Source organism: Gluconobacter sp. R75690 (assembly GCF_015244525.1).
Classification (GTDB): domain Bacteria; phylum Pseudomonadota; class Alphaproteobacteria; order Acetobacterales; family Acetobacteraceae; genus Gluconobacter; species Gluconobacter potus.
Map to the genome: position 1 here is coordinate 209644 of NZ_JABCQB010000002.1, position 23022 is coordinate 232665.

Here is a 23022-nt window from a genome sequence, read left to right on the forward strand (position 1 = left end):
TAACCGGCCATGCGGACCTTCACAAGAGGGAAGCTTGAAAGACTGGTCTTATTTGCCGGCTCGGACCACTGGTTCCCTATGAAGCCTTTTCTCCAAAGAACCGAATCTGATCGAAATCAAGAAAACTGGATGCTCTTAATTGTCCGCATTTCCAAGGTTCGGGCCGTATAACCTCCAATCGAGAAAATGCGAGCAAGATAAGGGATCATGGAGTGGATATCCTGTTCGTTTATTCTGCAACCATCCGAAGCACCAGACCCGGAAGGATTTTGATGTCTATTGCGCTAAAATATGCAGATAAGACCGTAGATATCAGTGCTACATGGTTTTCAAAAACATGTAGGCGCAACGGGTTCTATTTCTTCTTAAATATGAGTTCCCTTTTGCGCTCTTTCCTGTCTCCAGGACGAACATAAATTTTCCCATGTCTGTTTGGTGTTCGAGTCAATGCGGTCATCAATCGACATGGTTTGAAGACTTTCTTCAACGAAAATTGCAGATGCTTTATGATATTTGGAAATAATGTCCTGCATTGCCTCTGAGACGCCAGGAATTCCTAACAGACGATGCATCTCTGCACGGATATCTTCAGCAAGTCGGGAAACAGCAGAAGTCCCTTCAACTTTGAAAGTCTGCGCGAATAAAGCGAAAATGGCAGGGTTATTGTATCTGAAATGTTTGTTTTTAATGACCCCTTTGCCGTCATTTTCTCCGCGAGAAAATTTCCAGACATATTCTTCTAAGGAGCGCAGGTGGTAGTGACAGATATGAGCCCATTCTGTCGGGGTTTGCGTAAAGTTCAGATCTTCGTTTGTCGTCTGATTCTGGGAATAAATATTTCCATCTACGGTCGCGTATATTCTTCCAGAGTATGAGCATTCCGGATGGTGTGCGTAGGAATAGTTAAACAGATTCGTTTTAAAAATGGACTTAACAAGGGGATGCTTGTCGCCTTCTATGAAGCGTTCTGCGGACAATTCATTTGACCATGTTAAATTATTGTTAGGATAATACACTCTCCAGTTCAGAGAAAAGCAGTCTACGCCCTGCTCGTCTCGGGCGGAAATAATGGGAAATATGCTATTTTTACTTCCTTCTGATGGAAGAATGACTTCGTCGATATCGACAACCGCGCACCAGCGGAAATCAAGAATTTCAGGAAGCGTTGTCAAAGCATGATTGTAGGCTTTGTATTGCATGTTGATACCCGGAACATGGTTCCCGGTATTGTTGATCCAGGTAATTTCTCCATTTTCCGCAAGAACTTTCAGTAGGGCATCAGAACCATCCGTATTGTCATTGGTATAAATAAAGAAATCTTTTATTCCGATGACGCGGTGGTGTGCTATCCATTCCAGGAAGTAAATCCCTTCATCCCGGGCTGTTGCCAGAAGCGCAATATCTTTTCTGCTTTTAATCGATTCCCGGGCAATACCAAGGATTACAGATCCCCAGTAAATCCCGTTTCCACGATCTCTGATATGTCCATATCCCAAGAAGTCAAATTCTTGTGCAGATTTTCTGATAAAACAGCTGTTTCTACGCACATTCCATTGTGCCAGTTCCAAAAGTGCCCTGTGGACCCATTCTGCGTGAGGGATATGGTTGATTATTTCAAGGATATTGAAATAATTTTCATCAGGGAGATTTAAGAAGGCATTTGTGAGAACTTTGGAAAAAATTTTGCGTCGTGTTGAGTTTAGAGATCGAGAAAACAGGTTAAAAAGCTCAACCCTGATATTTTTGTTCGACAGGCTTATTTCATGAATCGTTTTTTCAATGTTATTTTTATTTGAAATAAACCGATTTATGTCGTCAAATATTTTTATGGATTTTTCGTCTAATGCAGTCTGATACGGGAACAAGGAAAAGACCTCCCAATCCCGGCTTTCATCTCGATTAAAGGCAAGGTTTCCAAAAGGGTCCGCTGAAAAAAACTTTTTTTCTTCAAGAGAAAGTAGGGACAGCTTGTTATTGCTGTGGAAGCCGGTTTCAAAAACGAAAAATCTGTCCTTGAAAAGGATGTTTTCTTCAGGACGGATTTTTTCCACGTCCTCCCCGATATTGACGGGCGCAATAATGAAGAAAGCTGGATTTTCCGGGGATTGGGCAATAACGACGTCGATATATGACGCCTGCTTCTCGTGTGAATGTTTTAAGGTACGCTCTTTTGAGCAGAAAAATAGAGTGGTCCCATGAAAGGTTTTTAAATGAAAAAATTCCATTCCATTATTCTCCTCTATAATATCTTTCATAAGATCATTGTTCACTTTTATATTCAAGAGGGTCTCTGGAATGTGTGTGAGTGTAGTTTGTCGCGGGGATTGATGGGTCCAGCATCTCGGTCTGCCAACCCGTTCGCGTGAATTTCAACGCGACTGGAACTGCATTGGGAAGGCGTATATCGACCGGAAGATTCATTGCATGTCGCAATCCCCTGAACAGGGCACCATGTGCAACAATCAGGGGAATATCGGGGTTTTCCAACGCATGATTGACGGCCAGACGGGCTCTGTTTGTCAATGCTCTAAAGCTTTCGGCATCTTCGGGAATAAGACCGTCTTCAATCCAAGGTCTGTACCAGTCCCCCATGGGGGTGCCTTCCTGAATCCCGAAGCAGACTTCCTTTAAATTATCATCCACATGCAGAGGTATGGTGATCCCAGTGCAGTCCTGAATTGTTTTCTGAACAGTTTCTGCAGTCACGAAAGCGCGTGTCAGAGGAGAGGACACGATGCGTGCGAAAGGCTTTTGTCCATTTTCGAAAAGGCTGGCGAGTATTCTGCCAGCCTGTAAGGCTTGTTGCCGGCCGGTTTCGTTGAGCGGAATGTCGGTCCTTCCCTGCGCCAGTCCCTGACGGTTCCAGTCGGTCTCACCGTGACGGAGATACCAGTAGGGTTTGGGGGTAATCTGTGACATGGGGAAGTCCGTTCACGAAAGCTGGACCGTGAAACGGGCCGGTGAAAAAATCAGTCGAAGAGAGAAGAGACCGAGCTTTCATCGGCAACGGCGCTCATGGCCCGGGCCAGCAGGTTGGCTGTGGTGATCTGACGGATGTTCGGGGTCTCGAGAAGGGCCTCGGTTGCCGGAATACTGTCAGTCAGCGTCAGCATGTTCAGCGGACTGTCTTTCACGCGCTGGCAGGCATTGCCAGTCAGAACGCCGTGAGTGACATAGGCTTCAACGCCTTCCGCGCCACGGCTCATGAGGGCGTTGGCGGCGTTGCACAGTGATCCGCCACTGTCGATGATGTCGTCCACCAGCACGCAGTAGCGGCCGGCGACGTCGCCGATGACATTCATGACTTCCGACACGCCTGCACGTTCGCGACGCTTGTCAATGATCGCCAGGTCCACGTTCAGGCGCTGCGCGAGCTGACGGGCACGGACCACACCGCCGACGTCTGGCGAGACGATGATGAGTTCGCGGTCCGGCAGGCGGGTCTTCAGGTCACGCACGAAGAGTGGCGCGGCGTAGAGATTGTCGGTCGGGATGTCGAAGAAGCCCTGGATCTGCATGGCGTGCAGATCCATTGTCAGAATGCGGTTGGCGCCGGCTTCCGTCAGCAGGTTTGCCACCAGCTTGGCGCTGATCGGTGTGCGGGGGCCGGATTTGCGATCCTGCCGGGCATATCCGAAATACGGCATGACAGCCGTGACACGCTTGGCCGACCCGCGGCGCAGTGCATCCAGCATGACCAGCAGTTCCATGAGATGGTCGTTGGTCGGCATGCAGGTGCTCTGCACGACGAAGACATCTTCCCCGCGGACATTTTCCTGAATCTCGACGAACACCTCGCCATCGGCGAAGCGTTTCACCACGGTCTTGCACAGCGGCATCCGCAGTTCATGTGCGACCGCACGGGCCAGCGGCAGGTTACTGTTGCAGGCTACGATCTTCATGAAAAACGGCCTCGTCCGGTGTCCGACAGGGAAGTTGCTGGCCTTCTAACAGTGCAGGGGCGCCCTGTCATCCATCCAGTCTCATTGTTTGTGCGTACCAGTCCCGCAAAAGAACGCATGGCTGTCCGAGGGCGGAAGTCTCAGGCCGCTTTTTTCGGTGCGGGTTTTGTTTCCGGCAGGGGGGCGTGGTTACGGCCTGAATAGTTGGTGACGATGGTGCGTACGCCCTGTGCCGCTTCGTCGGCGGCCATGTCTGCGGTATCACCCCAGGCCCCGTCCAGTGAATGGGGGGCGATGTCGTGAAGCTGTGTTGCGGCCCCGGCTTCCTTTCCATCCGGTGTCAGGACATGCCAGGCGATCTCGATGTGATCGACTGGATGTCCGGTGTTACCTGCTGCGCCTGTCTTGAGATCAACCGTTCCGCGAACGATGAAATCCGCGCCTTTTTCAGTGGTTGTCACCGTGTTGGTCTTATCGGGAAGTGACGCATAGAAGGCACGGGCCAGGGCGATGTTGCCGTCTCCGGGCGCACCGGTGACACCCTTGAAGCAGATCTTCGCCGGCCGGTTCATGAGGCTGTGTGGGTCCTGCTGCATCATGTTGGCCTGGATGCCCGTCAGCAGGTTCGCCAGTTGGGGGGCCTCCTGAACGGCGGCGCCCTGAAGTGCCAGCCTGTCGCCGGCGCTCCATCCCGCCATGTCCACGGCAGGGCCATCCGTTTCCGCCCGGATTTTTCCTTCCGGTGTCATGATGACGTAATGGGGCACGACGGCGCCGTTTCGTGTGGCCGCGCTCATTTTCAGCCACCAGTCACCCTTTTTGCGAGGCTGTGCGATGGCCGGGACGGACTGGCCAACCATCGCCTGCGCCATGTCATGGGCCCAGAGCGCGGCGGCATCGTCAGACAGCAGGGACTCCGTGGGCGTTGGAACGGCCAGCCGGGCCGGGGGTAGATTGGCCGCCGTCAGATATCTGGCCTGCTGTCCTGGATCGGCGAAAGGCCGCGAAAGGCTGAAGCATCCCCCCAGGACAAGGGGAAAGCAGAGAGGCAGCAGAGCAGGACAGAGGCGGCGCATCGGGGCTCCGGTAACAGGGCAGTGACCCGGTGGACTGTATGGGATTGCGGCTCCGTTGTCGAAACCGCGTGCCCTCCTTAGCGGCGGATCAGGATGTAGTTGATCGTCACGTCGATGTCGAAATGGTCGCCCTTCATGTCCGGCGGAACCGGCGGCAGATGTGCGCCCTGGAACATGCCGGTCGTCGCGGCATCCAGCGAATACGAGCCGGACTGGCTCATCAGCCGGACGGACTTCACATGGCCCGAACGGTCCAGCACGACATGCACCGAAGACGGACCATCCTCGCCGGCGCGGGCGGCTTCTTCCGGATAGTACATGTGAGCCCGGATCCAGCGGTCGATTTCCCCGCCATAATCCTCGCTGACGCCCTTGACGCTCGTGCGGGTCTGATAAGGTGCGTTGATGGCACCGTTCATGCTGAGCGGCCCCAGGGACATGTCGATCGGGCCGCCGGAACCGGACGCACGTCCACGACGGCGGCGATAGGGCGAGGGCTGCTCGCCGAACGACAGATCCATCGGATGTGCGAACGGGTTGTTCCGGTCGGAGCGGACGGAACGCTGGGACCGGTGGGCATGCGGCGATGTCTGCTGGCTGCGCTGGCTCGGGGCCGCGCCCGGCGTGACGGGCGCCGGGGTTGGCGCTGTTTTGGGCAGTTCGGCCGAGGGCTCCTGCGGGACGTCAGGCGCGGATGGCGTCTCGGGGGTCGGGACGGCCGGCGTGGGAGCGGACTGTTCCTTCTCCGGCTGCTGCTGGTTTTCCTGTGTCTCTTCCGGGCTCTGGGCGGAAGGGGGAGGCGGAGCACCGCCCTCGTCCCGCGCGCGAGGACCGCGCATGCTGCTTTTTGACGGTGGCGTATCGAAGACCATTTCGACCTGCGGCTCTTCCTGCCCGGCCGGCGAGCCATGCATGCCGTGATGCTGCATCAGGAGGAACGCCAGGACGGCCGCGTGCAGTCCCGCCGAGAAAATGAACGGAACCGTCGGCCCGTTCTCGACGATGGTCTGCGGCCGCATCATCGGCGTCAGGACCGGGCGGACCGGAACCGATGGCGGAACGTAATCCCTCAGCCGCTCCCGGGTTCCAGCGGGGGCATGCTGCGGGCGTGCAGGAGCGGTCCGCGCCGAGGGGGCGAAGAGCTGGGGTTCGCGCTTCTGCGGCTTTCCAGACGTGACGGTAACCGTTCCGCTCATACGCGGCACAGCCTGTCTGGAAAGGACCTGGCAGAAAACAGCCGGTCGGCGAAGAGAAGGTGGCGTCGCATCATCGCCAGACCTTTTGCACCAGGGCGGTCGGGGTTGTCATCCGGCAGGCTGGTTATCCGGGGCTGGGGGTGGGCGTCTGTATTGGCGTATCATGGCAGTAATGCGAGACCCAAGAAAGACACAAAGAGTCACGCAAACCTTAACTTCCGGAAAGGCATGCTCCTGATGGCTGATTCTGCCACGCTGTTTCTGGGCGCGGATCCCGATCTTGCAGCCGTCATCGCCCGTATCGGGCCATGCACGCTGCGCGGGGATGACGGACAGGAACCCTATGATGCGCTTCTGCGGGCCATCGCCGGGCAGCAGCTGCATGGCGCGGCGGCCCGGAAAATATTCGGCCGCCTCTGCCTTCTGGGTGCGCAGGAGCGCGTTGACGGACCGCCGCCTGCGCCCGGGCGGATTCTGTCCCTTTCCGAAGAAAGCCTGCGGGCCTGCGGCCTTTCGGGCAACAAGCTCCTGGCCATGAAAGGCCTCGCGCAGGCCCGGCTGGATGGTCTCGTCCCCAGTCGTGCCGAGGCATCCATCATGACGGATGAAGAGCTGATCGCGCGTCTCGTCACCCTCCGGGGCATCGGGCGATGGACGGTCGAGATGCTCCTGATGTTTACGCTCAACCGGCCCGATGTGATGCCGGTTGATGATTTCGGCGTGCGGGAGGGATGGAGACGGATCCGGAAAATGGACCTGCCTCCCAAACCGAAAGCGCTGAAAGAGGAGACGGAACGTTTCGCTCCCCATCGCTCGACGCTGGCCTGGTATTGCTGGCGTGTGGCCGAGGAAGGGAAGAAAACGGCGCCTAATCCGCTGACCTCGTGAGTCCCGCCTTCGGGGTTACGAGGATTCCATCATGGCGGGGGTCGTGGCCATGAACTGCTTGGTATCTTCCGGGGAAAGCGGGCGTGACAGCAGATATCCCTGGACTTCCGTGCAGCCGAGGCGCCTCAGATAGGACAGCTGTTCCTGGCTTTCCACCCCTTCCGCCGTGACCGCCACGCCCAGATCGATGGACAGATCGACCACGGCGCGCACGATGGAAGCCGCACGGGATTCGCGCAGCATGTCCCTGACGAAAAGACCATCCAGCTTGATTTTCGAGAACGGGAAGAACCGCAGATATCCGAGCGACGAGAACCCCTTGCCGAAATCATCGAGCGCGATGGAAATCCCGGCGTTCTGAAGGCGGCTCAGCAGGGTGAATGTCGCGGCATCCGGCTCCATGAAGATGTTTTCGGTCATCTCGATCTGAAGGCAGCGGGGCGGGAATCCGGTCTTTTCAAGAACCCGAAACGTATCCTTCAGGAAAGCCGGGGCCTCGAGCTGGCCGACCGAAACATTGATCGACAGCACCAGCCCCTCATCCCACTCTCGGGCAAAGACGCAGGCTTTCTCCATGACGTAGACGCCAAGGCGATGAATCAGCCCGGCTTCTTCCGCGAGCTGGATGATCCGTTCGGGCGGGACACGGCCATATTCGGGATGGGACCAGCGAATCAGCGCCTCGAATCCACAGAGTTTCTGGCTCTGCGTGTTGAAGAAAGGCTGGTAGACAATGCCCAGCGTCCCCTCATCCAGTGCCTCGGGGAGCGCACGGATCAGGTCGCGGTTTCGCTTGGCCACGGTGCGCAGTTCGGGATTGTAGAAACGGTGCGTGTGGCCGCCCAGACTCTTGGCTTCGTAGAGCGCAAGGTCGCTGGCCTCCAGCAGGCTTCCCACCCGTTCCGAACCGCCGATGGACAGAACGATTCCCACACTGAGCCCGACTGCGCAGCGCACGCCTTCCCCGATGCGGATGGGAACATTCGTCAGCGCGTGGATCAGTCCCGTGGCCGTAGTGGCTGCTTGGGCTGGTGTTGTCTGACGTTCCAGCAACATGAACTCGTCGCCGCCAAACCGGTAGAGCCTGTGGCGCTCGCTGAGCGTCCGGCTCAGCACGACCGTGACTTTCCGGAGCATCTCGTCGCCCGCGGAGTGGCCATACCGGTCGTTGATCTGCTTGAAGCCATCCAGATCGAGATTGAGTAGCGCGAAGGCTTCCCCCGTGCGTTCGGCCTCGATGAGATAGGTTTCCATGTCATCGAGGAAGGCGCCGCGATTGGGCAGACCGGTCAGCAGATCATGCCTTGCCCGGAAAGAGGCGCTTTCCTGGGCCCAGTACGTCTGGGTCACGTCCGTTCCGACGCCGCGATATCCGATGAAATTCCGGTCCTGGAAAATGGGGCGGCCACTCAGCGACCAGAAGCGCTGCTGGCCATGGAGAGCCCCCGACACCACGATGTCCCGGAAAAAGATGCGGTTGTCGAGGCATTGTCGCAGACGGCCCAGGCCTGTCCGTTCGTCGCCGTCGAAAGCCGACGGGCCCGCCAGATCGGACAGGATGTCAAAGAAGTTCCGGTTTTCCAGCCATTCCCGGCTGTTGCCGAACGCGGAGGCCAGGCTGGCCGAGACATTGTGCAGGGTCCCGGACGCGCAGGTCTCCCACAGCCAGTCGCCGGTATCATCATCCGCATTCCGCAGCAGGAGCTGGACGATGCTGTTCCGCTGCTCCAGCGAATACCGGCTGACCAGAAACGCCGCGAACAGGGTCCGGACCGCCATGGTCAGGGACAGGACAAAAAACAGGTAAATCGCCAGTTCGAGGGCGATATAGAAATAGAACGAGCTGTGATCGATTTCCCATGACTGGAACAGGGCGGTGCAGCAGGACAGGACCAGCATGAGCGCAATCATTTCCCCCATTCCGGCCAGGGGCATCAGCGTGATGGTCGTTGCCGTCAGGCCAACCATGATGCCGGCGACCAGAACCCTGTCATTGGCGTCGCCATAGGGAAATACGACGGGCGGAAGCGTGATCCAGCAGAGCGCGAATGCGAAATTGAGCCCCTTGAGAATCCAGGACTGCCTGGTATCGACCAGCTTCTCGGTGGGGATCGCATAGAAGCAGATATTGTAGACCAGCAGCAGGAACAGGACGGACCCGCAGAGGATCATGCCGTAGGTCGGGTAGTTCCGCATCAGGCAGAGGCCCGCGATGGGGCCGCAGCTGATCTGGGGAACGAAATGAAAGAAGTTCAGCCCCCGCAGGACGCGGCAGCGTGACAGCCGGATATCTTCTTCCGCTCCCTCCGGAATTTCTGTCCGGAAAGAGAAAAGTCGGGCAAGCCGCACCTGTTTCATCAGAGTCAGCAGGGTGGTCATTGTGCTGCGCCTGACCGGGACGAGACAGCAAGATCCAATGAGACAGGCAGGAGCATCATGAACCTTCCCAATAGAGGAGGAGGGTGCCACGATGACAGGGATTTATGAAGTTTTTCTTTGCGGCGGACGAATCTGTCGATGGCAACATCTCCGCACTTCGGTTATGGCACACCGGGCACGGAGATAGCCGATAAGGGCTTAAGATTTCGTTAATGAGCCATTTCGGGCGTCGTGGCGTAAATCTCGAAGCTCGCTTTTTCAAACATTTCAATGCATTCGCGCATATTGGCGGTCAGGGCTGCGCGCGTGATGTCCGGATCGTTGGACGGATAGTAGGCGCGGGCCAGATCCTCGTCGATTTCCAGATGGGACGGGCCGTCATGCTCATGCTCGTCATGGGCCAGACCCCAGGTCCAGTGCTTCTTGGCGAACAGGCTGGTGAATTTCGGCGCATGGCAGAGATAGGCGGCCAGTTCTTCGGCGATGTATTCCACGGCGGCCAGCCAGGAGAAGAAGATCACGGGATCTTCACTGTCGGCATTGGCGATCAGCTTCTGGACGGTGGGAAGCGTGTCGTAATGGGTGCCGAACAGGTCGAGGCCGAATTCCTTTGCGCCATCAGCCCACAGGATGGCATGCGAGCCTTCCTCTTCCTTCATTTCCCGGACGGCTTCGCGGGCTTCTGAAAAGAACGTCTTGATCCGGGTCTGACCGAAACGCTGGACCAGCGGCTTGATGGGAAGATGACCGACGCGCACGTCAATAGCGCGCTCAAAAGCCTGAATAAAAGGCCACCATCCGATCATCATGGCCCGAATAGTCTCTTTATCGCCATGGGCTGCGCCCCGGGCCAGCGCGGAAGAATAGATTTTTTCTCGTGTAAAGACACGCATTTCGGCACGATTTACCAAAGGCTCGGAGAACAGTAGAGCGTACATCCGCGTAATCCTGATGAAGTTATTGCATGCGCCGTTCCGGCTTTGATGTTGTAGTCGTTAATTTTTCAGAAAAGTAAGTTTTTTACTTTAATTTTAATTGAGTTTTATTAAAATAGCAAAAAATTAATATATTAGATTTTGTTTATGTTGCTTAATCGAAACAAAATAATTCCCGCAAAACTGCCATCCTGTTATCCGGTTTGATGTCGTAACGTCCTGTCTCAGGTCGGCGTGCGCAGGAATTCCATCATTTCCCTGAGGAATGGGCGCGGCTGTTCAGCATGCAGCCAGTGTCCGGCGTCGGGCAGGGAGTGGATCAGCGCGTGTGGGAAAAGAGTCCGGATCTGATCGTGATGCTCGGGGCGGACATAGGGAGACGCCCCGCCACGCAGGAAAAGAACAGACCCTTCGTAGGGCGCAATCTGCAGATCGGGCCAGTTTTCGATTTCGTGAATGTCACGGGCGAGATCGTCAAAACCGATGCTCCACCCCGGCGAATCGCCGAGCCGGATGTTCTGCAGCAGGAGTTCGGCAACGGGTCGGCTGCCTGCCACGGGTTCCAGGAGATCCAGTCCTTCCCGTCGTTCGAGCGATGCGGGAAATGTGATGGCGGCCAGTCGGGCGATCATGTCGCCATGTCCATGGCCGGTCCGGGCGGGCGCGATATCCGCGACGAGCAGCTTTGTGACGCGCTCGGGAGCAGCCAGGGCGAGCATCATCCCGACCTTCCCGCCCATGGAGTGACCCACGACGGCAAAACGCTCGATCCCCAGATCATCCAGCGTTTCCAGAACGTCCTGCGCCATGAGCGCATAGCTGACGGGGCCATGCGGGCTGAGGCCATGATTGCGCAGATCCAGCGCAAGGGTCCGGAAATCGGCAGCCGCGCCGCGCTGGAGGAAGCCGAGGTTCCGAGCCCGCCCGAACAGCCCGTGCAGGAAGACGACCGTTTCCGGGCCTTCGCCCCGTTCGATGACATGCAGTTTCATCAATGATCCTTCCATGACAGCTGTTGATCGGCGACGCGCTTGCCGTCAAACAGGATCACACCTGCCGCTCGGGAGCTCGCTTGTCCACCAGTCCCGCCCCTTCGCCCGCATCTCCTGACGGCTCTTCCGGCCGTTTTCAGGACAGGTCCCGCGTCCTGCGTCAGCGGATGAACCGCTTTCAGGCGCGTCTGTTTCCCCATGCGCCGTCGAATCTGCGAACCCTGGTGCGTGGAAATGAGATCTGGCTGAGCGTTCTGGCGGGATGTGTCGGGGTTCTGTCGGGTCTGTGCGTGGTCGTCATGACCCATCTCACGTTCTTCATGCACAGGATGCTGTTCGGGGTCTCGGGAGTCTCCGGCGGCCATCTGTCCGGCCTGACCGCCCTGCCACCGCTTCGAACGGTAGCCGTGCTGACCGGCGGCGGCCTGGCGATCGGGCTGTTCGGCGTCATGGTCGCTAAAATCATGCCCCGCAGTCCCGTGGATCCCATTGAAGCCAACGCGCTACATGGCGGCCGCATGTCGGTGCGGGACAGTCTGGTCATTGTCTGTCAGACGATTCTGTCCAACGGGGTGGGCGGCTCCATCGGGCTTGAAGCCGGATTTACCCAGATTGCCGCGGCTTTCGGTTCCCGCATCGGGCGCTCCTTCCGGGTGCGGCGAGAGGATCTGCGCGTGCTGGTGGGGGCTGGAGCAGGCGCTGCGATCGGGGCGGCATTCGATGCCCCCGTGGCCGGCGCGTTCTATGCGTTCGAGCTGGTGATCGGTTCCTATTCTCTGGGGAGCCTATCTCCTGTGGCGGTTGCCGCGCTTGCGGGTGTAGGCGTGACACGCTCGCTCGGGAGTGTGCCGCCGGGGATCGTCATTCCGTCTCCGGGCACTCTGTCCTGGGAAGGGACGGCCGGGGCGGTCATCATCAGTGTGCTGACAGCCCTGACGGCGATCGGCCTGATGTTCTGCGTCACCCAGACCGAGGCGCTGTTCCGTAAGATGCCCGGACCTGTCTGGCTGCGGCCTGCGGTTGGCGGGCTGATCGTGGGTGGGCTGGCGACGCTGCATCCGTCCGTCCTGTCCGCCGGGCACGAAGCCATGCGCGCTGTTTTCGCCGGAAACGTCACCGCGCAGATGGCCGTTGTCCTGCTACTCCTGAAGGCTCTGGCGTCCTGCCTGTGTATCGGGTCCGGGTTTCGCGGGGGTCTGTTCTTCGCATCGCTCTATCTTGGGTCTCTGGCGGGCACGATCTACGGCACGCTTCTGGAACCGCTAGGCGTTGCGCCGGATTCCGTCACGGCCTGTGCGCTGGTCGGCATGAGCGCCATGGCCGTGGCCGTGATCGGCAGCCCCATGACCATGATCTGCCTGATGCTGGAACTGACCGGCAGCGTGTCCATGAGCGGCGCGACACTTGTGGCTGCGGTGCTGTCGCTCCTGACCGTGCGTCGCCTGTTCGGTTACAGCTTTGCGACATGGCGCTTCCATCTGCGGGGTGAATCGATCCGATCCGCCGTCGATATCGGCTGGATGCGCTCGCTCAATGTCCGCCGGATGATGCGCGGGCAGGTCCGCACACTCCCGGCGGAAACGCCTGTAAACCGCGCGCAGGCCCTGTTCCCGCTTGGCTCGGCCCAGCGGATCGTCCTGCTCGATGGCGAGGGGTATTATGATGGCATCGTTCATCTGGCAGAGCTGCACGCCGTTCCGGCTTCGCAGATGCCGATCGCAACGCTGGCGCTGTTCCGCAACGCTATGCTCACGCCACAGATGAACATCCGCGAGGCGATCGAACTGTTCGAAAAAGCCGAGGCCGACGCGCTGGTCGTGGTCGAGGACCCACAGTCCCGGCAAGTGATCGGAACCCTGACCGAACAGCACGCCCTGCGCCGCTATGCCGAGGAACTCGAACGCAGCCGCCGGAGTCTGGCGGGGGACGAAAGCCTGCCGACCTGATCTGCCGATGCGGTCTTGCCCCTTGGCATCACAGCGTTCCCGTTTCAACATGCGGTCCCATCAGATGCCCGCTTCGGGCGCCCCAACCGGAGACCTGCCATGACCGCAACCCCCGAATCCCGCCTCGCCGACCTTGAGATCACGCTGCCGGTCGCAGCCGCTCCGGTTGCGAACTACGTCACGACCGTCCGTACCGGAAACCAGCTCATCGTCTCCGGCCAGCTTCCGCTGGTGGATGGCAAGCTGCTGATCACCGGCAAGCTCGGCGACGAGGTTTCGGTTCATGCCGGTGTGGCCTGTGCTCGCGCCTGCCTCATCAATGTTCTGGCTCAGGCCAAGGCGGCGCTGGACGGTGATCTTTCCCGCATTACCCGCGTTGTCCGTCTGGGCGGCTTCATTGCCTGCACGCCCGAGTTCACCGATCAGGCCACTGTCATGAACGGCGCGTCCGATTTGGCCGTCGAGGTTTTTGGTGATGCCGGCCGTCACGCCCGCTCCACCATCGGTGTGCCGAGCCTGCCCGTGAACGCCCCGGTTGAAGTCGAGGCGCTGTTCGAAATCGTCTGATCACCCTGGGGATGGGAGAGACCGAATGGGAGAACCGGAGACCGTCCCGTCCCCTGACTGGAGCCTGAGCCTCCACGCCTCGATCCACGAGATCGGGGCCGAGGCCTGGGATGCCTGTGCGGGTGCGGATAATCCGTTCGTCTCTTTCGGCTTCCTGTCCGCTCTTGAAGACAGCGGTTCTGTCGCGGACCGCACCGGCTGGCTCGTGCGTCATGCCGTGCTGCGGGCGCCGGACGGGACCATCGCAGCCCTCGCTCCACTTTATGGAAAGTCCCATTCCTGGGGCGAGTATGTCTTCGACCAGAGCTGGGCCCGCGCTTACGAAGCCGCGGGCGGTCGCTATTATCCAAAATTCGTCTGCGCCGTTCCGTTCTCGCCGGTTCCCGGCCCACGGCTGCTGTTGCGTCCCGATCTGCCCGATCCGAAAGGCGTGGCGCAGGCTCTGGCCTCCGCGCTCATTCAGGCCACGGCGCAACTTGGTCTGTCCTCCCTGCACGCCAATTTCTGCGATGCCGCTTCGATGGACGCCTTTACCGAAGCAGGTTACCTGTCGCGCACAGGCATCCAGTATCATTGGAAGAACAACGGCTACGCCACGTTCGATGATTTTCTGGGCGCTTTAGCCTCCCGCAAGCGCAAATCCATCCGCAAGGAACGCAGTGCCGCGCAGTCCTGCGGTCTGACCTTCAGCACGCTGCGTGGAGACCAGATCACCCCGGAAGACTGGAAAGCATTCTACCGCTTCTACCAGTCCACGATCGACCGGAAATGGGGCAGCGCCTATCTGACGGAACGCTTCTTTCCCATGCTGTCCGAACGGCTCGGAGACCGTGTGGTCCTGATGATGGCCCATCATGACGGAAAAGCGGTTGCCGGTGCCCTGAACCTCATGGGGACGGACGCGCTGTTTGGTCGCAACTGGGGCTGCGAGGGGGACTGGCCCTTTCTGCATTTCGAGCTGTGTTATTACCGCGCGATCGACTTCGCTATCGAACATGGCTTGTCCCGCGTCGAAGCCGGGGCGCAGGGCGAGCACAAGATCCAGCGCGGCTATCTTCCGACCTTCACCCATTCCGCGCACGCCATCCTCGATCCCGGTCTACGACAGGCCGTGGCCGCCTTTGTGGAAGAAGAACGGGCCGCCATGCAGGCAGAGGCCGCGGAACTGGAAACTCTTTCACCATATCGTCACGACGAGTCGGGATAACCCTGTTCGTTTAACGATTGGGAAAGCTTTCTGCGGCTAGGCTGTGCTCCGAAATCGGGATTGACCGGAGCCTGTAAAGCCCATGGAGAACAGTACCTATATCGCGCTTTCGCGCATGGATGCCCAGCAGCGCGCCATGTCCGTGGTCGCGGCCAACATGTCGAATGCCTCGACCGTGGGCTACAAGCGCGAAAATGTCCTTTTCAGTGACTTCCTGTCCCACCAGCACGGCTCAAAGCAGGCCGAAGGTGCGGATACGGAATCCTATACGCAGGACCGTGCGACGTACCGGGACTTCCAGCAGGGCGACATGCAGTCGACCGGCAATCCCCTTGATCTCGCACTGGGTGGCGAGGGCTATTTTCAGGTGCGCACTGCCAATGGCGTCCGTCTGACACGGGCCGGCCGTTTCGAGGAACAGCAGGACGGCGCCATTGTCGACGAAAATGGAAATGCCCTGCTGGACCGTGACGGCCAGCCGATCGAACTGCCCCAGACCGACCATCGCATCACCATTTCCGCAGACGGTGTGATCTCGACCGAAACCGGCGAACAGGGCCAGATCGGGATCGTGACGGCGCAGGATAACAACAGGCTCCAGGCCGAAGGCAGCAGGCTGCTGCGTTCCGACCAGCCGACCACCGCTGTCGAGCGGCCCAACATCGTGCAGGGCATGGTGGAAGGCAGCAACGTCCAGATGATGACCGAAGTCACGCAGATGATGGAAATCCAGCGGAACTTCGACTTCATGGCGCAGTTCGTGGACGCCGAAGCAACGCGCCAGAAAAACGCCATCGACAAGATCGTCCAGGTCTCGGCCTGATTTACGGACCCTTACGGGACAAGGATAACTCTCCATGCGCGCACTCGACATCGCCGGAACGGGCATGCAGGCCCAGCAGACCAACGTTGAAACCATTTCCAACAATATCGCGAACATGAGCACCACGGGCTATAAACGCTCCCGTGCCGAGTTCCAGGATCTGATCTACCAGAACATCCGCCGTGTCGGCGCCAGCTCGTCTGATACGGGTACAACCATTCCGGCGGGTGCTCAGGTTGGCCTTGGTGTGAAGACGGCCGCGATTTACCGCATCAACGATCAGGGGAGTCTTGAACAGACCAGCAATTCCCTGGATCTGGCCGTGCAGGGACGGGGTTATTTCCAGGTCCAGCTTCCGTCAGGGCAGCTTGCCTATACCCGTGACGGCACGTTTTCGATGGACAATAACGGTTCGCTCGTGACGGCGGATGGCTATCTCATCAGCCCCACGATCACGATCCCCAATAATGCCCAGAGCATCTCCGTCGATCAGTCCGGACAGGTCAGTGTGCAGATCGCCGGGCAGAACAACACGACACTCGTCGGACAGCTTCAGCTTGGCATTTTCACCAATGAGAACGGTCTGGCCGCGATGGGACAGAACCTGTTCACCCAGACGACCGCATCGGGCGACGCCATGATGGGTAATCCTGAAGCCGTCGGCTACGGCAGCATCATGCAGGGCTACGTCGAGAACTCGAACGTCAACGTCGTGACGGAAATCACCGATCTTATCACGGCCCAGCGAGCCTATGAGATGAACAGCAAGGTCATCACCGCGTCGGATGACATGATGAAAACCGTGACCAATCTGGGTGGTGGCTAAGCATGAGCCGTATCCTGCTGAAAGGTGGCATCCTGCTGCTGGCAGGATGCACAGCACTGTCGTCCGCTTCTGCCGCAACCCTGCGGACAAACGTCAATGTCGATCATCCGCGCGTGCGCCTGTCCGACCTGTTCGCCGATCTGGGCAAGGGACAGGATACCGAGATTGGAGATGCCCCGGCACTGGGAGCCAGTTATGTGGTCGGTGGTCCGCAGCTGACAGCCATTGCCGCGCAGTTCGGCGTGGACTGGCCCGATGCCTCTCCGCTGGTGTCCACCACCGTGACACATGCGGCGCGCATGATCACGGTTGATGACGTGCTTCCCGTCATCCGGCAAGGTCTGGAGCTTCCGTCCGAGGCCCGGGTTGAGGTGGCCCTGACAGGGTTCAAGCCTGTTGCCGTTCCCGTTGCCGATCAGGCGGCACCGACGATCCTGCATATCGATCGTCCCCCTCATGGCAGCGAGCATTTCACCGCGCGCCTTGAAGTTCCTTCTGCAAGCGGCGGACAGGGGACGGCTTTCAATGTGAGCGGAACGGCGACCATGGAAGTCCGGGCCGTGACCCTGCGTCACGCCATGCATCTGGGACAGCCCATCCTGCCAGAAGACGTCACCATGACCTTTGTTCGCATCGGCCTGATTCCGGATGATGCCCTTCAGTCTCCCGAAGATGCTGTCGGTCTTGAGGCACGGGGAGTGCTCGCCGCCGGTCAGGTCCTCAGCGTGTCCGAACTCGCGCATCCGCAACTCGTGCATCGCGGATCGCCGGTGGTCGCGGCATTTTCCGGCCCGAGCCTTCATCTAACGGTTTCAGGAACCGTTCTGGAAGCAGGCGGCAAAGGTGACACCGTGCATGTCTACAATGCCAGCAGCCGCATGGTCCTGACGGGGCGTGTTGTGGATCGGACGGAAGTGGAAGTCATCCCCGGCATCATGCCGCTTTCCACCGACAACCGGACGCATCAGCAGACCACAGCGCTTCCCTCTCTCTGAGCTTTCAGAAAGAGGAAGGTCCAGGCTCTGGCTGTTATTTCACCAGATAACGATCAAACCAGTGAATGGTGCGCTGGACCGCATCGTCCCAGGCCTTTGGGTTGCTCATGCCATGCCCTTGCCCGGGATAGATGACGAGTGAGCTTGGAACATGCAGCGTCTGGAGCGCGTGGAAGAATTCCTGGCTCTGTGGCATCGGACATTCCTCATCCGCTGAACCAACGTAAATGAAGGTCGGCGTATGCGCCTGCCTGATATAAAGAATGGGCGAGGAATGGGCATAGATGTCCGGATCGTCGTAAACGGACTTCCCGAAAAACGGCAGCATCCAGCTGTCGATGTTGTTCTCGCCATAATAGGATAGCCAGTTCGCAATGCCAGCACCTGCAGCAGCAGCGCGGAAACGGTCTGTCTGGGTGACGCTCCACATTGTCATGTAGCCACCATAGGAAAAGCCGGTCAGGCCAAGGCGGTGGTCATCAATGGGCGCGACCTTTTCTGCCATATCGACGCCGCGCAGGATGTCACGCAGATCTCCATGTCCGAAATCCCGGCGGTTTGCGGCGGTGAAGGCCTCGCCCTGTCCATAGCTGCCCCGTGGGTTGGGCATGAAGACGTCATATCCCGCATTCAGAAGCGCCATCGCCAGCTTGCTGTTGTCGCGGAAATAGCGTGGGTTTGAAGCGCTGGACGGGCCACCGTGGACGTAGACGATCATCGGGACCTTGCCGTTCTGTTCCACGCCCGGCTTGCGCTTCAGAGGTTCCAGAAGCCAGCCCTGTACAGAATAGCCATCGCTTTTCCACGTCAGGCTGCGTGCCTTGAGATGGGGTGGCAGGGCGGCATTATCGCGATTGACAGGCTTCCACTGCCCGATAGGACCGGCGGCGATTTCCGGGGCTTTCTCAAAGCTCTGCCGGATGATGGCCGTGTGCTGCCCGGCACAGGAAAGACTGGGTTCGGATCGGCCGTTGGACAGCATCATGGCCTCTTCCCATAGCGGCCTCAGTCCACCCTGCAAGGACCAGATGACGCTGCGATCTCCCTTGAGGCCCGTGGCGATAAGGCCCAGTCCGCAGTCCCAGGACAGGTCGGTGACAGTCGCTTTCAGACCCGGTGTCAGATTGACCGGCCGGGCGCCGGGCTTCGTCAGGTCCAGACTATAAGCATTGCCGCCAATCGCCCCGTAATCACTCATCAGGCCACCGATGAAGGAGACCTTTGTTCCGTCGGGGGAGACCCGTGGCAGGTTGAGCTGCTGTTGCTGGGGTGGCGTGTAAAGGACGGTGTCGTGGCCGTTTTCAATGGCGTGGAGCTTTGCGATCCACCAGTGATCATCCCCGTTGCCCGGGGCTGCCGTGGCGACAAAGCCCTGTCCGCCCGGCCGCCAGTCATATTCGTAGACGTACAGGTCCGCTGGCGACTGCCAGTTCAGGTGACCGTTCTCAATCGTGGCGATCCGCTGTTCATCGATCTGCGCATTGATTTCTCCGGACGGAGGCGCTCCTGCTTCCATCGCGCCGGGCTGGCGATGTGCATTTTCGATCGCCAGAACGCCAAGCTGGCCTTTTGGTCCGTAGGACAGGGACTGAAGCGTTCCCGTGAAGGTCAGGACCTGCACCGCATGGTGACCGTCCCGGCCCGCCTGCCAGACCGACAGGGTTTTGACCGAAGGATCTTTCAGGACATAGGCCAGCGCCTGCCCGTCCCGGCGCCAGGCAAACGAACTTGCTTCACAACCATGACACAGAGCCAGATCGCTGCGGGTGCCGGACGGAAGCGTGTACAGCACGGGCCGTGAACTGTCGGGCTGTGCGGTGTCTCCGGTCGGCTCCTCCAGAGAAAGCAGCCGGCTTCCATCCGGGGAAATGGAAATATGGTCAAAAAGCTGGACGGGGGTGGCCAGTGCCGTCATGGGGAACATGGCTGCCAGCAAGGCAATGCGACGGGATAGGGTCATGGGTCGTTTGTCGTCCGGGTTCAGATCTGTCTGGCGGAGGGCTCGGTGCCGCTGTGCCGACGCACAAGGCCGAGCAACCAGTGGCAAAGACGTTTACTTCTCATGCCGATGGCATCCATCCACAGATAGACGATCGGCGTGGTGTACAGTGTCAGAAGCTGGCTGACGACCATGCCGCCCAGGATCGAAACGCCCAGCGGCCGGCGCATTTCCGCGCCATACCCGTTACTGATGATGAGGGGGACCGCGCCCAGAGCGGCGGCAAGGGACGTCATCAGAATGGGGCGGAAGCGGGTAATGGACGCCTTGAAGATGGCATCTTTCGGGGACAGTTTTTCGATACGTTCAGCGTGGATTGCAAAATCGATGACGAGAATGGCGTTCTTCTTGACGATGCCCGTTAGCAGGATGATGCCGATCATGGCGATGATGCTGAAAGACTCTCCCGCGATCCACAGCCCCAGAACCGCGCCGATCCCGGCGGAAGGCAGGGTGGAAAGGATCGTGATGGGATGGATCAGGCTCTCATAGAGAATGCCCAGCACGATATACATCACGGCAATCGCGGCAAGGAACGCCAGGCCGCCATTGATCATGAGCTTGCGGGTATCGCCGGCCGTCCCGGTGAAGTCGCCCAGAACGCCGTCCGGAGCGTGGGTGTCCTGCATGGTCTGCTTGATCAGTTCGACCGCATCATTATAGCTTACGCCGGTCGCCAGATCGAAGGAGATATTGGCGGAATAATAGCTGCCGCGATGGGTGATATCGAGGGGCTGTGGCTTCCACAGGACGGAAGCCACGTTGATCAGCGGGATCATGGTCTCGGTCGAGGAGGAGACTGCGGCGCCGCTGGAGGAATTGCCCGAAATCTGGTTGGCCAGCGAGTTCTGGATGGAGGCCGTGGCCAGGGACGTGAAGCTGTTCGCGGACGTGCTGGCGTCGCTGCGGACCCGGATCAGGTTGGAGGCCACGCCACCGGCTGCCGTGCCTGCGGACGTGGAAATCCAGACCTGCCGGAGCATTTCGGGGTCCATGCGGTATTGCGGAGCCAGCACCATGACGACGCGGTGCTCGGTCGTAGGCAGGTGGATCGTGGAAACGATGGCTTGGCCGTAGGAATCATACAGCACGTTCTGGATCAGCTGCGGCGTGATGCCATAGCGTGCTTCCGTGTCGCGGTGAACGGTGATGTAGGCCGCAACCGACTGTCCCTCGGTCGTGGAAGACACATTGACCAGCTTGCCCGAGGCGCGCAGGGCGCTCAGCAGGGTCGGGAGATATCCGAACAGGTCGGCGACGTTGTCTCCACGCAGGACGTAGCGGTAGCTGCCGGTATTCTTGGAACTGCTGCCGCCCTGGCTGCTGCCGCCAACGCTCCAGAACGAGATGTCGGCCCCAGGCTCATCGGGCAGGCGCTTGCGGATACGGTCCAGAATGACCTCGGCAGACGCGCGCTCCTCCTTTTCCTTTAGATGGATGTAGAGTTCACCGCTGTTCTTGTCGTCGCTGAAGATGGTTGTCGATGTAACGTCCGGGTCCGTCTGGGTAATGGCGCCGATTTCCCGCAGGCGCCGGTCGATTTCCTGGAATGACATGGTGGCATCGCCCTTGATGCGCCCGGCCAGTAGCGACATGTCCTGCGAGGGGATGAATTCCTTGGGCATCAGCACGACCGAACCAACCAGCACCACGAAGCTGAGGGGCAGGGTCAGACCCATCAGGACCGGATGGCGCAGGCACCAGTGCATGGACCGTCCATATTGTTTCAGCGTCCAGCCCAGCGAGGTTTCCGTGACGAAAGCGATGTGGCCGAGGATGCCTTTCCGGGATTCCTCACCGTGGTCGATTTCCAGCAGATGCGCGCACATCATCGGCGTCAGCGTCAGGGAGAGCCACATCGAGATCACGATGGCGGAAATCATCGTCATGCAGAATTCGAACATGATCGAGCCAGCGCTGCCGGGCAGGAACAGCAGCGGGATGAACACCGCAACCAGAGAAGCGCTGATGGACAGGACCGTGAAGCCGATTTCTGAAGCGCCGATCAGGCTGGCCTCGTAGCGGTCTTTCCCTTCTTCCATGTGGCGGGCAATGTTTTCCAGCACGACGATGGCGTCATCGACCACGAAACCCACCGCGATGGTCAGGGACATGAGCGACAGGACATCGAGCGTGAAGTTGAACGCAGCCATGGCGGCCAGTGTGCCGGAGAGGGCGATGGGGACCGTTACAGCCGGAATGAGCGTTGTGATCAGCTTGCGGAAGAACAGCAGGATCACGAGTACGACCAGCACGACGGACAGGATCAGCGTCAGGCGTGCATCCGCGAGGGATGCCCGGATGGAGCGCGACGTGTCGAGACCCACGACGAGATTGACGTCCGCCGGCAGGGCATCGCGCAGATGGGTCAGGTTGGCGTTGATGCCGTCCACGATGGCTACGGTATTGGCATGCGGCTGGGCGGTCACGACAAGGGTAACGGCACGATGCCCGTTGATGTAGCTGGTCTGGTAGACGTCCTGAACGCTATTGGTGATGGTGGCGATGTCGCTTAGCCGGACCGGATAGAAATTGTTGCGATAGCCAACGATCAGGTCCCGGTACTGGGACGCGTTGATGGCCTGGTCGTTGGTGGACAGCATCATCCGCTGCCCGTTGCTGTCGATGAAGCCTTTGGGCGTGAAGGCATTGGCCGAGGCAAGGGCGGTGCGGACGTCCTCAAAGCCGATGCCCCATTTGTAGAGCGGACCTGGATTGAGCTCGACACGGACGGCGGGGTTCGTCGATCCCACGACCTCCACACGGCCCACGCCCTTGACCTCGGCCAGAAGCGGTTTGATGCGGATATTGGCGATATCGTAGAGCTCGGCCTGGGTTTTCTGGTCGCCGGTCAGACTCATCAGATAGACCGGGAAGCCGCCACCATCCATCTTGAAGGCCTGCGGATCGGCATCCATCGTTCCGGTTGGCAGGTCGGCTCTCGCGGCGCGCAGCGCGGCCTGCGTGTCACGCAGAGCGCCGTCGATGTTCCGCGACGACGAGAATTCAAGGAAAATCTGGGCCTGTCCGGCACTGGTATCGGATTCAATACTTTCCAGATCCGCAATCGATCCGAGCCTGCGCTCCAGAGGTGTGGTGACGGATGTCGCCATCTGCTGCGGGTCCGCGCCCGGCTGGGTGGCCACGACCATGATGGACGTTGTGGTCATGTCCGGCATCGTGGCGACAGGCAGGAGCGGATAGCAGATGAACCCCGCCATGAAGATGGCAATGGACATCAGTGTCGTCGCGACCGGGCGGTCTATGAACAGGCGGCAGAAATTCATGCGG

Annotated in this window: 17 protein-coding genes; 7 read left to right on the top strand and 10 right to left on the bottom strand. The window is 59.1% G+C overall.

Going from position 1 to position 23022, the window contains the following annotated elements; all coding sequences use genetic code 11:
* Nucleotides 1-365 precede the first annotated feature (365 nt).
* From HKD27_RS03370 to HKD27_RS03390, 5 genes are all read right to left on the bottom strand, one after another.
* Nucleotides 366-2270, bottom strand: a complete 1905-nt coding sequence (locus HKD27_RS03370; RefSeq protein ID WP_194688472.1) for a glycosyltransferase family 2 protein — start codon at nt 2268-2270, stop codon at nt 366-368.
* The gene (locus HKD27_RS03375; protein ID WP_194688471.1) at nt 2260-2919 is read right to left on the bottom strand and encodes a histidine phosphatase family protein; all 660 of its coding nucleotides are present in this window, start codon (nt 2917-2919) and stop codon (nt 2260-2262) included. Before HKD27_RS03375 ends, HKD27_RS03370 begins: the two co-directional genes overlap by 11 nt.
* A gap of 50 nt (nt 2920-2969) precedes the next feature.
* Complete coding sequence (locus HKD27_RS03380) at nt 2970-3902, bottom strand: ribose-phosphate pyrophosphokinase (protein WP_062496406.1); 933 nt, start codon at nt 3900-3902, stop codon at nt 2970-2972.
* Between the two features lie 140 nt (nt 3903-4042).
* Nucleotides 4043-4978 carry a hypothetical protein gene (locus tag HKD27_RS03385; protein ID WP_194688470.1) on the bottom strand — a complete coding sequence of 312 codons (936 nt, stop codon included), beginning with the start codon at nt 4976-4978 and terminating at the stop codon, nt 4043-4045.
* 77 nt (nt 4979-5055) lie between these two features.
* Entirely contained in the window at nt 5056-6174 is a 1119-nt protein-coding gene (locus tag HKD27_RS03390) for an energy transducer TonB (protein WP_062496411.1), read from the bottom strand.
* A gap of 237 nt (nt 6175-6411) precedes the next feature.
* Here HKD27_RS03390 and HKD27_RS03395 point away from each other — a divergent pair, with 237 nt between their 5' ends.
* Nucleotides 6412-7062 (top strand): DNA-3-methyladenine glycosylase, encoded by a 651-nt coding sequence (locus tag HKD27_RS03395; RefSeq protein WP_370544221.1) that lies wholly within the window; start codon nt 6412-6414, stop codon nt 7060-7062.
* Nucleotides 7063-7077: 15 nt separating this feature from the next.
* Here HKD27_RS03395 and HKD27_RS03400 read toward each other — a convergent pair whose 3' ends face one another.
* From HKD27_RS03400 to HKD27_RS03410, 3 genes are all read right to left on the bottom strand, one after another.
* Nucleotides 7078-9441 (bottom strand): bifunctional diguanylate cyclase/phosphodiesterase, encoded by a 2364-nt coding sequence (locus tag HKD27_RS03400; RefSeq protein WP_194688468.1) that lies wholly within the window; start codon nt 9439-9441, stop codon nt 7078-7080.
* Nucleotides 9442-9650: 209 nt separating this feature from the next.
* Nucleotides 9651-10250, bottom strand: coding sequence for a hypothetical protein (locus tag HKD27_RS03405; protein ID WP_228518292.1), 600 nt, complete (start codon nt 10248-10250; stop codon nt 9651-9653).
* A gap of 350 nt (nt 10251-10600) precedes the next feature.
* A complete protein-coding gene (locus tag HKD27_RS03410; protein WP_194688467.1) occupies nt 10601-11368 on the bottom strand; it encodes an alpha/beta fold hydrolase in 768 nt (255 codons plus the stop codon).
* Nucleotides 11369-11535: 167 nt separating this feature from the next.
* On the opposite strand from HKD27_RS03410, the gene HKD27_RS03415 reads away from it, so the two are divergent.
* The 6 genes from HKD27_RS03415 to flgA all read left to right on the top strand — a co-directional run bounded on the left by HKD27_RS03415 (nt 11536) and on the right by flgA (nt 17732).
* On the top strand, nt 11536-13314 hold the full coding sequence (locus HKD27_RS03415; protein ID WP_062496418.1) for a chloride channel protein: 1779 nt from the start codon (nt 11536-11538) through the stop codon (nt 13312-13314).
* A 99-nt stretch (nt 13315-13413) separates the two neighbouring features.
* Complete coding sequence (locus tag HKD27_RS03420) at nt 13414-13881, top strand: RidA family protein (RefSeq protein WP_062496420.1); 468 nt, start codon at nt 13414-13416, stop codon at nt 13879-13881.
* 25 nt (nt 13882-13906) lie between these two features.
* Complete coding sequence (locus HKD27_RS03425; RefSeq protein ID WP_194688466.1) at nt 13907-15088, top strand: GNAT family N-acetyltransferase; 1182 nt, start codon at nt 13907-13909, stop codon at nt 15086-15088.
* Nucleotides 15089-15170: 82 nt separating this feature from the next.
* Nucleotides 15171-15911 carry a flagellar basal-body rod protein FlgF gene (gene flgF / locus HKD27_RS03430; RefSeq protein WP_041111478.1) on the top strand — a complete coding sequence of 247 codons (741 nt, stop codon included), beginning with the start codon at nt 15171-15173 and terminating at the stop codon, nt 15909-15911.
* A 34-nt stretch (nt 15912-15945) separates the two neighbouring features.
* Entirely contained in the window at nt 15946-16737 is a 792-nt protein-coding gene (gene flgG, locus HKD27_RS03435) for a flagellar basal-body rod protein FlgG (protein ID WP_011252520.1), read from the top strand.
* 2 nt (nt 16738-16739) lie between these two features.
* Nucleotides 16740-17732 carry a flagellar basal body P-ring formation chaperone FlgA gene (gene flgA, locus HKD27_RS03440; protein ID WP_194688465.1) on the top strand — a complete coding sequence of 331 codons (993 nt, stop codon included), beginning with the start codon at nt 16740-16742 and terminating at the stop codon, nt 17730-17732.
* Nucleotides 17733-17766: 34 nt separating this feature from the next.
* Here flgA and HKD27_RS03445 read toward each other — a convergent pair whose 3' ends face one another.
* Nucleotides 17767-19692, bottom strand: a complete 1926-nt coding sequence (locus tag HKD27_RS03445) for a S9 family peptidase (RefSeq protein ID WP_194688464.1) — start codon at nt 19690-19692, stop codon at nt 17767-17769.
* Between the two features lie 20 nt (nt 19693-19712).
* Nucleotides 19713-23018 (bottom strand): efflux RND transporter permease subunit, encoded by a 3306-nt coding sequence (locus tag HKD27_RS03450; protein ID WP_194264840.1) that lies wholly within the window; start codon nt 23016-23018, stop codon nt 19713-19715.
* Nucleotides 23019-23022: the final 4 nt, after the last annotated feature.

Bases quoted from the DNA above. Each gene is read 5' to 3' on its own strand.
- HKD27_RS03375 (WP_194688471.1), bottom strand. From the start codon at position 2,919: ATGTCACAGATTACCCCCAAACCCTACTGGTATCTCCGTCACGGTGAG.
- HKD27_RS03380 (WP_062496406.1), bottom strand. From the start codon at position 3,902: ATGAAGATCGTAGCCTGCAACAGTAACCTGCCGCTGGCCCGTGCGGTC.
- HKD27_RS03385 (WP_194688470.1), bottom strand. From the start codon at position 4,978: ATGCGCCGCCTCTGTCCTGCTCTGCTGCCTCTCTGCTTTCCCCTTGTC.
- HKD27_RS03390 (WP_062496411.1), bottom strand. From the start codon at position 6,174: ATGAGCGGAACGGTTACCGTCACGTCTGGAAAGCCGCAGAAGCGCGAA.
- HKD27_RS03395 (WP_370544221.1), top strand. From the start codon at position 6,412: ATGGCTGATTCTGCCACGCTGTTTCTGGGCGCGGATCCCGATCTTGCA.
- HKD27_RS03400 (WP_194688468.1), bottom strand. From the start codon at position 9,441: ATGACCACCCTGCTGACTCTGATGAAACAGGTGCGGCTTGCCCGACTT.
- HKD27_RS03405 (WP_228518292.1), bottom strand. From the start codon at position 10,250: ATGATGATCGGATGGTGGCCTTTTATTCAGGCTTTTGAGCGCGCTATT.
- HKD27_RS03410 (WP_194688467.1), bottom strand. From the start codon at position 11,368: ATGAAACTGCATGTCATCGAACGGGGCGAAGGCCCGGAAACGGTCGTC.
- HKD27_RS03415 (WP_062496418.1), top strand. From the start codon at position 11,536: ATGAACCGCTTTCAGGCGCGTCTGTTTCCCCATGCGCCGTCGAATCTG.
- HKD27_RS03420 (WP_062496420.1), top strand. From the start codon at position 13,414: ATGACCGCAACCCCCGAATCCCGCCTCGCCGACCTTGAGATCACGCTG.
- HKD27_RS03425 (WP_194688466.1), top strand. From the start codon at position 13,907: ATGGGAGAACCGGAGACCGTCCCGTCCCCTGACTGGAGCCTGAGCCTC.
- flgF (WP_041111478.1), top strand. From the start codon at position 15,171: ATGGAGAACAGTACCTATATCGCGCTTTCGCGCATGGATGCCCAGCAG.
- flgG (WP_011252520.1), top strand. From the start codon at position 15,946: ATGCGCGCACTCGACATCGCCGGAACGGGCATGCAGGCCCAGCAGACC.
- flgA (WP_194688465.1), top strand. From the start codon at position 16,740: ATGAGCCGTATCCTGCTGAAAGGTGGCATCCTGCTGCTGGCAGGATGC.
- HKD27_RS03445 (WP_194688464.1), bottom strand. From the start codon at position 19,692: ATGACCCTATCCCGTCGCATTGCCTTGCTGGCAGCCATGTTCCCCATG.
- HKD27_RS03450 (WP_194264840.1), bottom strand. From the start codon at position 23,018: ATGAATTTCTGCCGCCTGTTCATAGACCGCCCGGTCGCGACGACACTG.